We start from the raw sequence: 13,000 nt of genomic DNA on the forward strand, positions 1-13,000 counted from the left end.
GGGCCGCGCGCCGACGCACCGCCGCCGGGGGACGCGGGCTCGTCCGGCTCACCCGGTCCAGGGCGCGCGCCGACGCTCCGCCGCCGGGCGGCCGCGGGCTCGTCCGGCTCAGCCGGTCCGGGCCGCGCGCCGACGCTCCGCAGTCCGGCGGCCGCCGGGCTCGTCCGGCTCACCCCGGGCGCGGCGCGCCACGCACCGCTGCCCACGGCCGCCGGGCTCTTCCGGCTCATCCCTCTTCGCCGCCGTCGGTGTCGGCCGCCCCGGTGGTCGCCCGCCCGGCGGGCTGTGCGGCCGGCCGGGCATCGCCTCCGTGCGGGGGCCGCTCCCCACCGCGCTCCCGCCTCGGTTCCGGGCTCTGCTCCCGACCCCGTTCGCCGCCCCGCTCCCGCTCCGCGATCGCCTCGCCCACCATCGCCCGTACCGCGTCCCGTACGCCGTGCAGCGCGTGCTGCCGGGCCGGGCCCGCGCCCGGGTCCGTGCTCAGCTCCTTCCACAGCGCCCAGCACAGGCCCAGCATCACGAGCACGAACGGCAGCGCCACCAGGATCGTCGCCGTCTGCAGCGACTTCAGACCGCCCGCGACGAGCAGCACGGCGGCCACCGCGGCCATCAGGACGCCCCAGGTGACCACCAGCCAGGTCCGCGGATTCAGCGCGCCCCGGCTGGTCAGCGAGCCCATCACCAGCGATGCCGAGTCGGCGCTGGTCACGAAGTACGTCATCACGAGGAGCATCGCCAGATACGAGGTGAGCGTCCCCAGCGGCAGCGCGTCCAGCATCGCGAACAGCGACGCCTCCACCCCGTTCCTCACCGCGCCCGCCATGTCCGCCGCGCCCGTCGAGTCGAGCCGGATCGCGGTGCCGCCCATCACGCAGAACCAGAGCACCGTCGCGCCCGAGGGCACGAGCAGCACCCCGATCAGGAACTCGCGGACGGTCCGGCCGCGCGAGATCCGGGCGATGAAGGTGCCCACGAACGGCGCCCAGGACAGCCACCACGCCCAGTAGAAGATCGTCCAGGCGCCCAGCCAGGTCCGGTCCGTGAAGGCGCCGGTGCGGCTCGCCATCGGCAGCAGCTGGTGCAGATAGCCGCCGAGGGACGCCGGGATCGTGTCGAGGACGTAGACGGTCGGCCCGAGCAGGAAGACGAAGACCATCATCGCCGCGGCGAGCACGATGTTCAGCGTGGACAGCCACTTCACGCCCTTGTGCAGGCCGGAGAAGGCGGAGAGCACGAAGGCCGCCGACAGCGACACGATGATGATCAGCTGGGTGGCCGTGGAGTTCTCGACGCCCATGGTGATGTTCAGGCCCTCCGCCACCTGCAGCGCGCCCAGGCCCAGACTGGTCGCGGTGCCGAAGACGGTCGCGAAGACGGCCAGCAGATCGATCGCCCTGCCCGGCCACGAGCGCGCCCGGCGCTCGCCCATCAGCGGGACGAAGGCGGCGCTCAGCGTGTTGCCGCGTCCCTTGCGGAAGCCCGCGTAGGCGAGCGCCAGGCCGGCGATGCCGTAGATCGCCCACGGGGTCAGCGTCCAGTGGAAGAACGAGTACTCCAGCGCGGTGCGGGCCGCGGCGCCCGACCGCGGCGGCACGCCGCTCGCCGGTGGCGGGCTCAGATAGTGCTGGAGCGGCTCCCCGACCCCGTAGAACATCAGGCCGATGCCCATTCCCGCGCTGAACATCATCGCGATCCAGGCGAGATTCGTGAACTCCGGCTCCGAGTCGTCGGTGCCGAGCCGGATCCGGCCGAAGCGGCTCAGCGCGATCACCACGCACAGCGCCAGGAAGATGTCCGCGGCCGTCACGAAAAGCCAGGCGAAGTTGTCCAGGACCCAGCGCAGGGCCGAGGAGGAGGCGGTGTCGAAGGAGTCCTTTCCGAGCGCCGCCCAGCCCACCACGGCGACGACCGCGGCCATCCCGATCCCGATGACTTTCCCGTCCGGGCGGTTTCCGTCCGGACGGGAACCTCGTCCAGGCATTTGATCGATCAGTTCCGTGCTCATATGGCCCCACTATGGTGCGGAATATCGCCTTATCAGGGGGTGGCACGCCGTCTTCCGGTACGGATAAGGTCGGCCTCGGCGCGACTGCCTGTTCGAAAGCAAGGGATGCAAGGTGACGGACGGAGCAGTAACTGAGGTCGCACGCGTGCTCGTCGCGGCCGACAAGTTCAAGGGCTCGCTCACGGCCGTACAGGTCGCGGAGCGGGTCACAGCAGGTCTGCGACGGGTCGTCCCGGAGCTCGAAGTGGAGACGCTGCCCGTCGCCGACGGCGGCGACGGCACCGTGGCCGCGGCCGTGGCGGCCGGGTTCGAGCGGCGCGAGGTGACCGTGACCGGGCCGCTCGGCGAGCCCGTCACGGCGGCGTACGCGCTGCGCGGGACCACGGCGGTGGTGGAGATGGCGGAGGCGTCCGGCCTCCAGCTGCTGCCGGCCGGGGTGTTCGCCCCGCTCACCGCCACCACGTACGGCTCCGGCGAGCTGCTGCGCGCGGCGCTCGACGCCGGGGCCACCACGATCGTCTTCGGCGTGGGCGGCAGCGCCACCACCGACGGCGGCGCGGGCATGCTCGCCGCGCTCGGCGCCGTGTTCCTGGACGCCGCGGGCGAGCCCGTCGGCCCGGGCGGCGGCGCCCTCGCGCAGCTGGCCTCCGCCGACCTGTCCGGCGTCGACCCGCGCCTCGCCGACGTCGACCTCGTCCTCGCCAGCGACGTGGACAACCCGCTGACCGGCCCCAAGGGCTGCGCAGCGGTGTACGGGCCGCAGAAGGGCGCGAGCCCGGAGGACGTCGAGACCCTCGACGCCGCCCTCGCGCACTACGCGGAGGTCCTGGAGCAGGCCATCGGCGCCAAGGCCGCCGAGCTGGCCGCCTCGCCCGGCGCGGGCGGCGCGGGCGGCATCGGCTACGGCGCGCTGCTGGTCGGTGCGAGCTTCCGGCCCGGCATCGAGCTGATGCTGGAGGTCCTCGGCTTCGCCCCGGCCCTGGAGCGGGCCACCCTCGTCATCACCGGCGAGGGCTCGCTCGACGAGCAGACCCTGCACGGCAAGGCCCCGGCGGGCGTCGCCGCGGCGGCCCGCGCCGCCGGCAAGGACGTCGTCGCCGTCTGCGGACGGCTCGCCCTCGCCCCGGAGGCCCTGGGCGCCGCCGGCATCCGCCGGGCGTACCCGCTGACCGACCTGGAGCCCGACCCGGCGAAGTCGATCCCGAACGCGGGGCCGCTCCTGGAGCAGGTGGCGGCGAACGTGGCGCGGGACTTCCTGGCGTAGGCGCGCAGGGCGCGGAGCCGGGCCCGGTGGCGGGCGCGCGAGGGCCGTGGGCGACTGCCCCACCGATTCCCATGCGAGAGGACACCCTGATGGACGTACGGCGGCTCACGCCCGAGGAAGTCCGCGAGCGGGCCGCCGACGGGCTCGCCGCGCTCCTGGTGGACGCCGTCGACAGCGGGGCCTCAGTCGGCTTCCTGGCGCCCCTGGAGCCCGCGGCGGCCGCGACCTGGTGGTCGGGCGTGGCAGGCGTACGGGACGTCTGGGCGGCCCTCGACCCGGCGGGGCGGGTGCTCGGCGCCGTCACGCTGGTCCGTGACGACAAGGCGAACGGACGCCATCGGGGCGAGATCGCCCGGCTCGTCGTACACCGTGACGCCCGCGGTCAGGGCCTCGGGCGCCGGCTCCTCGCCGCTGCCGAGGAGCATGCCCGGGCGGCAGGGTTGCTCCTGCTGGTCCTGGACACCCAGTCCGGCAGTCCCGCCGAGCGCCTCTACCAGGGGGAGGGGTGGACGGCTGCCGGGGTCATTCCGGACTTCGCCGCCGATCCGGCCGGGGTGCTGCGTCCGACGACGCTCTATTACAAGCGGCTGGGCGGCTGACGACATGAGAAAGGGCCCCGGACGCTCTCGCGTCCGGGGCCCTTTCTCGTATCGCTTATCGCAGCTGTGCCGCCTGCGCCTCGCGCGCCTCACGGCTCTCGCGCCGGTTGTCGCGGAAGGAGTTCACTCGTCGGGCCGTCGCGAAGAGGGGGATCACGGCGCCCAGGACCACCTGGAGGGCGCAGCCGGCCTGGAGCAGGAACTGTCCGCCCGGGGCGTCGAACGCCCACGCGGCCAGCATCGCCATCGCTCCGACGATCCAGCTGAGCATGGCCGCGGCGAGGACACCCCGCGGCTTCGGGTACTCCACCCGGCTCACCATCAGCCACGCCGTGCCGATGATCGCGAGCAGGGTCGGGATGAACGGCAGCTCGAGCAGGATGATCGAGACGACCGTCAGCGCACCGAAGGGGCTCGGCATGCCCTGGAACATGCCGTCCTTCATCGTCACGCACGAGAACCGGGCGAGTCGCAGCACCACCGCGAGCAGCACCACGATCGCGGCCACCGCCGAGACCTTCTGCTGCGCGTCGTCCGCGACCATGCCGTAGACGAGCACGAAGTAGGCCGGGGCCAGACCGAAGCTGATCAGGTCCGACAGGTTGTCGAGCTCGGCGCCCATCGGCGAGCTGCGGAGCTTGCGCGCCACGATGCCGTCGAACAGGTCGAAGATCGCCGCGGCCAGCATCAGGATCACGGCGGTGGCGGCGCTGTTGCGGGCCATGCCGGTCTCGCCGCTGCCGGTGAGGTGCGGGATGAGGATGCCGGTGGTGGTGAAGTACACCGCCATGAAGCCACAGGTGGCGTTACCGAGCGTGAGGGCGTCCGCTATGGACAGCCTCAGCGACAGCGGCATCTCCTCGGCCTCGTCGGCGGCCTCCGCCGCCGTCTCGGCGGCCCAGTCGGCCGCCCGTGTGTCGGGATCAATCACGGTCAATGCGAGTCACCCCCGCGGTCGTGGCCTGACCGACCTCGACGGCGACCTCGACACCCTCCGGGAGGTAGATGTCGACCCGCGAACCGAAGCGGATCAGGCCGATCCGGTCACCCTGCTCGACCTTCGTCCCCTGCGGGATGTACGGCACGATCCGCCGCGCGACGGCGCCCGCGATCTGCACCATCTCGATGTCGCCGAGCTCGGTGTCGAAGTGCCAGACAACGCGCTCGTTGTTCTCGCTCTCCTTGTTGAACGCCGGCACGAAGCCACCGGGGACGTGCTCCACGGACGTCACCGTGCCCGCCAGGGGCGCGCGGTTGACGTGGACGTTCAGCGGGCTCATGAAGATGGCGACCCGGGTGCGGCCGTCCTTCCACGGCATGATGCTCTGCACCACGCCGTCGGCGGGCGAGATGACCCGGCCCTGAGCGATCTCGCGCTCGGGGTCGCGGAAGAACCACAGCATGCCGGCCGCGAGAGCGGTGACCGGCACGGCGACGGCCCGCGCGCGCTTCGACTTGCCCGCGCGCGCGAGGCTGAGCGCCGCGGTGGCGACGGTCGGCAGAAGCCACGGCGATGCTCCGCGTGCGATGCGTACGCCCTTGAGGCTGTCGCGGTGTGCAGAGGTTTGGCTGTGGGGCATGGATGACCTTCGTAGCGGATGATGCCGCACTGGCAACGGGGGACGGCGGCTTTCGGGCGATGCTATCGGTTGCGGGCCGCAACTGGGCAAGCCAGAAGCCGAGTCGGCGGCCGGAAGACGAACACGGGGTGTGATCTTCTTCGCGGCCAAACCGACCCAAATGCGACAATCAACCCTGGAATCGGTACTCCTCGAGCAGCCGACGACCGATGATCATTTTCTGGATCTCGGCGGTACCTTCGCCGATCAGCAGCATCGGCGCCTCGCGGTAGAGGCGCTCGATCTCGTACTCCTTGGAGAACCCGTAACCGCCGTGAATGCGGAAGGCGTCCTCGACGACCTCCTTGCAGTATTCGGAGGCGAGGTACTTCGCCATCCCTGCTTCGAGGTCGTTTCGTTCCCCGGAGTCCTTTTTGCGTGCTGCGTTCACCATCATGGCATGAGCGGCCTCGACCTTGGTAGCCATCTCGGCAAGCTTGAACTGAATCGCCTGGTGCTGGGCGATCGGCTTACCGAAAGTGTGACGCTGCTGGGCATACTGGACGCCCAGCTCGAAGGCACGCTGCGCGACACCGCAACCACGGGCCGCCACGTTCACGCGGCCGACCTCGACGCCGTCCATCATTTGGTAAAACCCTCGGCCGGTGACCCCGCCCAGGACGCGATTGGCCGGAATGCGCAGTCCGTCCATGATGAGTTCGGTCGTGTCGACGCCCTTGTAACCCATCTTCTCGATCTTGCCGGGAATCGTGAGGCCGGGACGGACCTCTCCGAAACCGGGCTCCTTCTCGACGAGGAAGGTCGTCATCGACTTGTGCGGGGCGGTGCCCTCCGGGTGGCCTTCGTCACTTCGGACGAGAACGGCGACCAGCGTTGACGTGCCACCGTTCGTCAGCCACATCTTCTGGCCGTTGAGGACGTACTCGTCGCCGTCCTTCACCGCCTTCGACGTGATCGCCGACACGTCCGAGCCGAGACCCGGCTCCGACATCGAGAAGGCGCCGCGCACCTCGCCGGCCGCCATCCGCGGAAGGAAGTACTCCTTCTGCTCCTGGGTGCCGTGCTGCTTCAGCATGTACGCGACGATGAAGTGCGTGTTGATGATGCCGGACACCGACATCCAGCCGCGCGCGATCTCCTCCACGCACAGCGCGTAGGTGAGCAGCGACTCACCGAGACCGCCGTACTCCTCGGGGATCATCAGACCGAAGACGCCGAGCTCCTTGAGCCCGTCCACGATCTGCTGCGGGTACTCGTCACGGTGCTCCAGCTCCGTCGCGACCGGGATGATCTCCTTGTCCACGAAGTCGCGGACGGTGGAGAGGATCTCCTGCTGGACGTCGGTCAGACCGTGGGTCTGGGCGAGTCGCGCCATGACTACTTCCCCTGTTCCTTCAGCTCCGGGCGGCCGGGCTGCTCGCCGCCGCGCGCGTCGATGTACTCCGCGGTCGGGACCATCACCTTGCGGCGGAAGACGCACACGAGGGTGCCGTCCTGCTTGTAGCCCTTGGTCTCGACGTAGACGATGCCGCGGTCGCTCTTCGACTTCGACGGCGTCTTGTCGAGGACCGTGGTCTCGCCGTAGATGGTGTCGCCGTGGAAGGTCGGCGCCACGTGCCGCAGCGACTCGATCTCCAGGTTGGCGATCGCCTTTCCGGAGACGTCCGGCACGGACATGCCGAGCAGCAGCGAATAGATGTAGTTGCCGACGACGACGTTCTTCTTGAAGTCCGTCGTGTTCTCCGCGTAATTCACGTCCATGTGAAGCGGGTGGTGGTTCATCGTCAGCAGACAGAAGAGATGGTCGTCGTACTCGGTGACCGTCTTTCCGGGCCAGTGCTTGTAGACGGCGCCGATCTCGAACTCTTCGTAGGTGCGGCCGAACTGCATGGAACTCAGGCCTCCGGGATCTCGAACTTGGTGGTGCGCTGCATGCCGGCGGCCCGGCCCTTGCCGGAGATGACCAGCGCCATCTTGCGGGAGGCCTCGTCGATCATCTCGTCGCCGAGCATCGCGGAGCCCTTCTTCCCGCCGGCCTCGGACGTGTAGTAGTCGTACGCGTCGAGGATCAGCTCGGCGTGGTCGAAGTCCTCCTGCGAGGGCGAGAAGATCTCGTTCGCCGCGGCGACCTGGTCCGGGTGCAGCACCCACTTGCCGTCGAAGCCGAGGGCGGCGGCGCGCTGCGCGACCGCCTTGTAGCCCTCCTGGTTGCGGATCTGGAGGTACGGGCCGTCGATCGCCTGGAGGTTGTTGGCGCGGGCGGCCATCAGGATGCTCATCAGGATGTGGTGGTAGGCGTCCGCCGGGTAGCCGGGCGGCTGCTCGCCGACGACCAGCGACTTCATGTTGATGGAGGCCATGAAGTCGGCCGGGCCGAAGATGATCGTCTCGACGCGCTGCGACGCCTGGGCGATCGCGTTCACGTTGACCAGGCCCTGGGCGTTCTCGATCTGCGCCTCGATGCCGATCTTGCCGACCTCGAAGCCCATGGTCTTCTCGATCTGGGTGAGCAGCAGGTCGAGCGCGACGATCTGCTCGGCGTTCTGCACCTTCGGCAGCATGATGCAGTCGAGGTTCTGGCCGGCGCCCTCGACGACGGTGACGACGTCACGGTACGTCCAGTGGGTGGTCCAGTCGTTGACCCGCACGACCCGCGTCTTACCGGTCCAGTCGCCCTCGTTGAGGAACTTCACGATGGTGTGCCGGGCCTCCGGCTTGGCCAGCGGCGCGCACGCGTCCTCCAGGTCCAGGAAGACCTGGTCGGCGGCGAGGCCCTGGGCCTTCTCCAGGAAGCGCGGGTTGGAGCCGGGGACCGCCAGGCAGGAGCGGCGCGGACGAAGCCGGTTCACGGGGGTGATGGTCATGCGGGGACCTCCGTACGTTCGAGGGGGCTGAGCTGGTTGGCTTTCCGGATCTCGTCGACGATACGTCCGATGATCCCGGTGATACCGAAGTCCTTCGGGGTGAAGACGGCGGCCACGCCGGCCGCCCGGAGCTCCTCGGCGTCGGCGTTCGGGATGATCCCGCCGACGACGACCGGGATGTCGGCGGCGCCGGCGTCCTTGAGGCGGTCGAGGACGTCCGGCACGAGCTGGGCGTGCGAGCCGGACAGGATCGACAGGCCGACCGCGTGCACGTCCTCCTCCAGGGCCGCGTCCACGATCTGCTCGGGCGTCAGCCGGATGCCCTGGTAGACCACCTCGAACCCGGCGTCACGGGCCCGTACGGCGATCTGCTCGGCGCCGTTGGAGTGCCCGTCCAGGCCCGGCTTGCCGACCAGGAAGCGCAGCTTGCCGACGCCCAGGTCCTGCGCCGTGCGCTCGACCTTGGCGCGCACCTCGGCGAGCGGGGAGCCCGCCTCGGCCGGCACGGCCACCGGCGCGGACGACACACCGGTCGGGGCGCGGAACTCGCCGAAGACCTCGCGCAGCGCCCCGGCCCACTCGCCGGTCGTGACGCCCGCGCGGGCGCACTCCAGGGTGGCCTCCATCAGGTTGCCGGTGCCCTTCGCGGCCTCCTTCAGCCGCTCCAGGGCCTTGCACGGCCGCGGGTGGTTGAACGGCGGCTGGTATCGGGTGTCCCGCCAGGTTCCGAGGGCACTGACGACCCGGGCCTCGACGGCCGGGTCGACCGTCTGGATCGCGGTGTCCAGGTCGGCGGTGAGCGGGTTCGGCTCGGTCGTCTCGAAGATGTTGACGCCGACGATCTTGTCCTCGCCGGACTCGATGCGGGCCCGGCGCTCGGCGTGCGAGGAGACCAGCTGCGCCTTGAGGTAGCCGGACTCGACGGCGGCCATCGCGCCGCCCATCTCCTGGATCCGCTCGATCTCCGCCAGGCACTCGGTGACCAGGGCGTCCACCTTGGCCTCGATGACGTGCGAGCCGGCGAAGATGTCCTCGTACTCCAGCAGGTCGGACTCGTGGGCGAGCACCTGCTGGATGCGCAGCGACCACTGCTGGTCCCAGGGGCGCGGCAGGCCGAGGGCCTCGTTCCACGCCGGGAGCTGTACGGCGCGGGCGCGGGCGTCCTTGGAGAGGGTGACGGCCAGCATCTCCAGGACGATGCGCTGGACGTTGTTCTCCGGCTGGGCCTCGGTCAGGCCGAGCGAGTTGACCTGCACGCCGTAGCGGAAGCGGCGCTGCTTGGCGTCCTCGATGCCGTACCGCTCGCGGGTGACGGTGTCCCAGATGCGGCCGAAGGCGCGCATCTTGCACATCTCCTCGATGAAGCGCACGCCCGCGTTCACGAAGAAGGAGATGCGGGCGACGACCTCGCCGAACCGCTCCTCCGGGACCTGCCCGGAGTCGCGGACGGCGTCGAGGACGGCGATGGCGGTGGACATCGCGTACGCGATCTCCTGGACCGGCGTGGCCCCCGCCTCCTGCAGGTGGTAGCTGCAGATGTTGATCGGGTTCCACTTCGGCATGTGGTTCACCGTGTAGGCGATCATGTCCGTCGTCAGGCGCAGCGACGGGCCGGGCGGGAAGACGTGCGTCCCGCGCGACAGGTACTCCTTCACGATGTCGTTCTGGGTGGTGCCCTGGAGCTTGGTGACGTCCGCACCCTGCTCCTCGGCGACCACCTGGTAGAGCGCCAGCAGCCACATGGCGGTGGCGTTGATGGTCATGGAGGTGTTCATCTGCTCCAGGGGGATGTCCTGGAACAGCCGCCGCATGTCACCGAGGTGCGAGACGGGCACGCCGACCCGGCCGACCTCGCCGCGGGCGAGGACGTGGTCGGGGTCGTAGCCGGTCTGCGTGGGCAGGTCGAACGCGACCGAGAGGCCGGTCTGGCCCTTGGCCAGGTTGCGCCGGTAGAGCTCGTTCGACGCCTCGGCGGTGGAGTGACCGGCGTAGGTCCGCATGAGCCACGGCCGGTCCTTCTGACGCTCTGTCATCTGGGGTCCCGGGGTCGGATGTTAGATGTTACGGAAGCGGTTGATGGCGTCGATGTGCTTGGCCCGCAGCTCGTGGTCGCGCACGCCGAGACCCTCCTCGGGCGCGAGGGCGAGGACGCCGACCTTGCCCTGGTGCAGGTTGCGGTGCACGTCGTAGGCGGCCTGGCCGGTCTCCTCCAGGGAGTAGACCTTGGAGAGCGTCGGGTGGATCTTGCCCTTGGCGATGAGGCGGTTGGCCTCCCACGCCTCGCGGTAGTTGGCGAAGTGCGAGCCGATGATCCGCTTCAGCGACATCCACAGGTAGCGGTTGTCGTACTGGTGCATGTACCCCGAGGTCGAGGCGCAGGTGGTGATGGTGCCGCCCTTGCGGGTGACGTACACGGAGGCACCGAAGGTCTCGCGGCCCGGGTGCTCGAAGACGATGTCGATGTCCTCGCCGCCGGTCAGCTCGCGGATCTTGGAGCCGAAGCGCTTCCACTCGCGCGGGTCCTGGGTGTTCTCGTCCTTCCAGAACCTGTAGCCCTCGGCGTTGCGGTCGATGACCGCCTCGGCGCCCATGGAGCGGCAGATGTCGGCCTTCTCCGGGGAGGAGACGACACAGATCGGGTTGGCGCCGCCGGCCAGGGCGAACTGGGTGGCGTACGAGCCGAGGCCGCCGCTCGCGCCCCAGATGAGCACGTTGTCGCCCTGCTTCATGCCGGCGCCGTTCCGGGAGACCAGCTGGCGGTACGCGGTGGAGTTGACCAGGCCGGGGGCAGCGGCCTCCTCCCAGCTGAGGTGGCCGGGCTTCGGCATCAGCTGGTTGGACTTGACGAGGGCGATCTCGGCGAGGCCGCCGAAGTTGGTCTCGAAGCCCCAGATGCGCTGCTCGGGGTCGAGCATCGTGTCGTTGTGGCCGTCCGAGGACTCCAGCTCGACGCTCAGGCAGTGCGCGACGACCTCGTCGCCGGGCTTCCAGGAGTTGACGCCCGGGCCGGTGCGCAGCACGACGCCCGCGAGGTCGGAGCCGATGACGTGGTACGGCAGGTCGTGGCGCTTGGTGAGCTCGGACAGGCGGCCGTAGCGCTCGAGGAAGCCGAAGGTCGACACGGGCTCGAAGATCGAGGTCCAGACCGAGTTGTAGTTTACGGAGCTGGCCATGACGGCGACCAGTGCCTCGCCCGGACCGAGCTCGGGAAGTGCCACGTCGTCCAGGTGGAGCGACTTGCGCGGGTCCTTGTCGCGGCTGGCGACCCCGGCGAACATCTCGGCCTCGTCCTTGTGGACGGTCACGGCGCGGTACGACTCGGGGAGCTTGATGTTGGCGAAGTCGGCCGAGGTGGAGTCGGGCGACTGGATCGCGTCCAGGATGTCCTTCACGGATGCCTCCGGCGGTGCGGCGTCCGGCGAGGACGCGCTGAGGGTTACGTCGGGGTTGCTGCTGTGGAGGTGTGCCGTCGGTTCGGCGCGGTGGTGCGGTGGCGGCGCCGTGGTGGGGCGCGAGGGTGCCTGTGACGCAGGCGTCCGGGCGCACATGCAGGATCGCTTGTGGGGACAGCCGGCGCACGAGGTGATCTCTGCGCGCCGGCCGCCCGGACAACATCAACGTATGGCACGCCGTGTCACCTGACAAGGCACTGCGTGCCAACAATTTCACTCAGATGCAATCTGGTCGTCACGGATGAGCGATGATCGATCGAAAATGCCCCTGAACTGGGCAGATGTACTGCGGGAACGCCAAGGGCCGCTCCCGGAAACCGGGAGCGGCCCTTGCCGTGACGGAGGACGAGAAGGTCCTCAGCTCTTCTGGAGCGCCTGCTGGATGGTCCGCATGACCTCGTCGAGGGGTGCGTCCGTGCGGGCGACCGCGACCACCACGTCGCCCGTCGTGGAGGCGGTCGCGACGGCCGGCTGCGCCGGTTCCGCGGCGGCGGTCCCGGCCGGGGCCGGCCGGGCGCCTATGCCGGAGCCGAAGGTCTCCCGGACGATCGCGAAGGCGTGGTCGAGCTGCGCCTCCACGTCGCCCTGCCCGCCGGCCCGCAGCCAGCGGCGCAGCACGTGGTTGTGGGCGGTGACCACGGCGGAGGCGGCCACCTCGGCGAGCAGCGGGTCGTCGTTGCCGTCGTGGTGGTCGCGCTCGTCGAAGTGCCCGAGCAGATAGCGCGTGAACAGGCGCTCGTAGCGGGCCACCGAGGCGATCTCGCGCTCGCGCAGGGTCGGCACCTCACGGGTGAGCCGGTAGCGGGCCACGGAGACCGCGGGCGAGCCCGCGTACATCTTCATGACCTCCTTGATGCCCCGGCACACCGTGTCCAGCGGGTGCTCGTGCGGCGGCGCGGCGTTGAGCACCGCCTCCGCCCGCACCAGGGTGTCGTCGTGGTCCGGGAAGATCGCCTCTTCCTTGGAGCGGAAGTGCCGGAAGAAGGTCCGGCGGGCCACCCCGGCCGCCGCCGCGATCTCGTCGACGGTGGTGGCCTCGTACCCCTTGGTGGCGAAGAGCTCCATGGCCGCGGTGGCCAGTTCCCGGCGCATTTTCAGCCGCTGGGCGGCGGCACGGGTCCCCGCCGCGCTCTCCGGGGAGTCGGGCGTGGACGTGGCACGGGGTGTCTTCGCGGCCTTGGACATGCCCCGAACGTACTGCATCGCAGCGGGAGTGTGCCCAGGTGGGGGAGGGGA

Annotated in this window: 11 protein-coding genes; 2 read left to right on the forward strand and 9 right to left on the reverse strand. The window is 70.2% G+C overall.

Annotated features, from left to right (window positions below; all coding sequences use genetic code 11):
- Positions 1-226 precede the first annotated feature (226 nt).
- Entirely contained in the window at positions 227-2,005 is a 1,779-nt protein-coding gene (locus tag ACWEV0_RS15200; RefSeq protein ID WP_453149747.1) for a BCCT family transporter, read from the reverse strand.
- A 112-nt stretch (positions 2,006-2,117) separates the two neighbouring features.
- On the opposite strand from ACWEV0_RS15200, the gene ACWEV0_RS15205 reads away from it, so the two are divergent.
- On the forward strand, positions 2,118-3,269 hold the full coding sequence (locus ACWEV0_RS15205; protein WP_453149748.1) for a glycerate kinase: 1,152 nt from the start codon (positions 2,118-2,120) through the stop codon (positions 3,267-3,269).
- A 71-nt stretch (positions 3,270-3,340) separates the two neighbouring features.
- Positions 3,341-3,868 (forward strand): GNAT family N-acetyltransferase, encoded by a 528-nt coding sequence (locus tag ACWEV0_RS15210; protein WP_453149749.1) that lies wholly within the window; start codon positions 3,341-3,343, stop codon positions 3,866-3,868.
- 55 nt (positions 3,869-3,923) lie between these two features.
- Here the strand turns inward: ACWEV0_RS15210 and pssA are convergent, their stop codons facing one another.
- The 8 genes from pssA to ACWEV0_RS15250 all read right to left on the reverse strand — a co-directional run bounded on the left by pssA (position 3,924) and on the right by ACWEV0_RS15250 (position 12,949).
- Positions 3,924-4,799 (reverse strand): CDP-diacylglycerol--serine O-phosphatidyltransferase, encoded by an 876-nt coding sequence (gene pssA, locus ACWEV0_RS15215; protein ID WP_453149783.1) that lies wholly within the window; start codon positions 4,797-4,799, stop codon positions 3,924-3,926.
- Entirely contained in the window at positions 4,792-5,448 is a 657-nt protein-coding gene (locus ACWEV0_RS15220) for a phosphatidylserine decarboxylase (RefSeq protein WP_453149750.1), read from the reverse strand. Before ACWEV0_RS15220 ends, pssA begins: the two co-directional genes overlap by 8 nt.
- Before the next feature lie 169 nt (positions 5,449-5,617).
- On the reverse strand, positions 5,618-6,823 hold the full coding sequence (locus tag ACWEV0_RS15225; protein ID WP_384419701.1) for an acyl-CoA dehydrogenase family protein: 1,206 nt from the start codon (positions 6,821-6,823) through the stop codon (positions 5,618-5,620).
- Between the two features lie 2 nt (positions 6,824-6,825).
- Positions 6,826-7,338 (reverse strand): MaoC family dehydratase, encoded by a 513-nt coding sequence (locus tag ACWEV0_RS15230; RefSeq protein ID WP_128981445.1) that lies wholly within the window; start codon positions 7,336-7,338, stop codon positions 6,826-6,828.
- 5 nt (positions 7,339-7,343) lie between these two features.
- Positions 7,344-8,312, reverse strand: coding sequence for an HpcH/HpaI aldolase/citrate lyase family protein (locus tag ACWEV0_RS15235; protein WP_451606901.1), 969 nt, complete (start codon positions 8,310-8,312; stop codon positions 7,344-7,346).
- Positions 8,309-10,345: a protein meaA gene (locus ACWEV0_RS15240; RefSeq protein WP_453149751.1), complete on the reverse strand. Its 2,037-nt coding sequence runs from the start codon at positions 10,343-10,345 to the stop codon at positions 8,309-8,311. Before ACWEV0_RS15240 ends, ACWEV0_RS15235 begins: the two co-directional genes overlap by 4 nt.
- Positions 10,346-10,366: 21 nt before the next feature.
- Entirely contained in the window at positions 10,367-11,704 is a 1,338-nt protein-coding gene (gene ccrA, locus ACWEV0_RS15245) for a crotonyl-CoA carboxylase/reductase (RefSeq protein ID WP_403789603.1), read from the reverse strand.
- Between the two features lie 417 nt (positions 11,705-12,121).
- Positions 12,122-12,949: a TetR family transcriptional regulator gene (locus ACWEV0_RS15250; protein ID WP_453149752.1), complete on the reverse strand. Its 828-nt coding sequence runs from the start codon at positions 12,947-12,949 to the stop codon at positions 12,122-12,124.
- Positions 12,950-13,000 lie beyond the last annotated feature (51 nt).

Source organism: Streptomyces sp. NPDC003943, assembly GCF_053605265.1.

What these genes read in the sequence shown, in the direction of transcription:
- ACWEV0_RS15210 (WP_453149749.1), top strand. Translation starts at nt 3,341, where the DNA reads ATGCGAGAGGACACCCTGATGGACGTACGGCGGCTCACGCCCGAGGAA.
- ACWEV0_RS15225 (WP_384419701.1), bottom strand. Translation starts at nt 6,823, where the DNA reads ATGGCGCGACTCGCCCAGACCCACGGTCTGACCGACGTCCAGCAGGAG.
- ACWEV0_RS15235 (WP_451606901.1), bottom strand. Translation starts at nt 8,312, where the DNA reads ATGACCATCACCCCCGTGAACCGGCTTCGTCCGCGCCGCTCCTGCCTG.
- ACWEV0_RS15250 (WP_453149752.1), bottom strand. Translation starts at nt 12,949, where the DNA reads ATGTCCAAGGCCGCGAAGACACCCCGTGCCACGTCCACGCCCGACTCC.
- ACWEV0_RS15240 (WP_453149751.1), bottom strand. Translation starts at nt 10,345, where the DNA reads ATGACAGAGCGTCAGAAGGACCGGCCGTGGCTCATGCGGACCTACGCC.
- ACWEV0_RS15200 (WP_453149747.1), bottom strand. Translation starts at nt 2,005, where the DNA reads ATGAGCACGGAACTGATCGATCAAATGCCTGGACGAGGTTCCCGTCCG.
- ACWEV0_RS15220 (WP_453149750.1), bottom strand. Translation starts at nt 5,448, where the DNA reads ATGCCCCACAGCCAAACCTCTGCACACCGCGACAGCCTCAAGGGCGTA.
- ACWEV0_RS15230 (WP_128981445.1), bottom strand. Translation starts at nt 7,338, where the DNA reads ATGCAGTTCGGCCGCACCTACGAAGAGTTCGAGATCGGCGCCGTCTAC.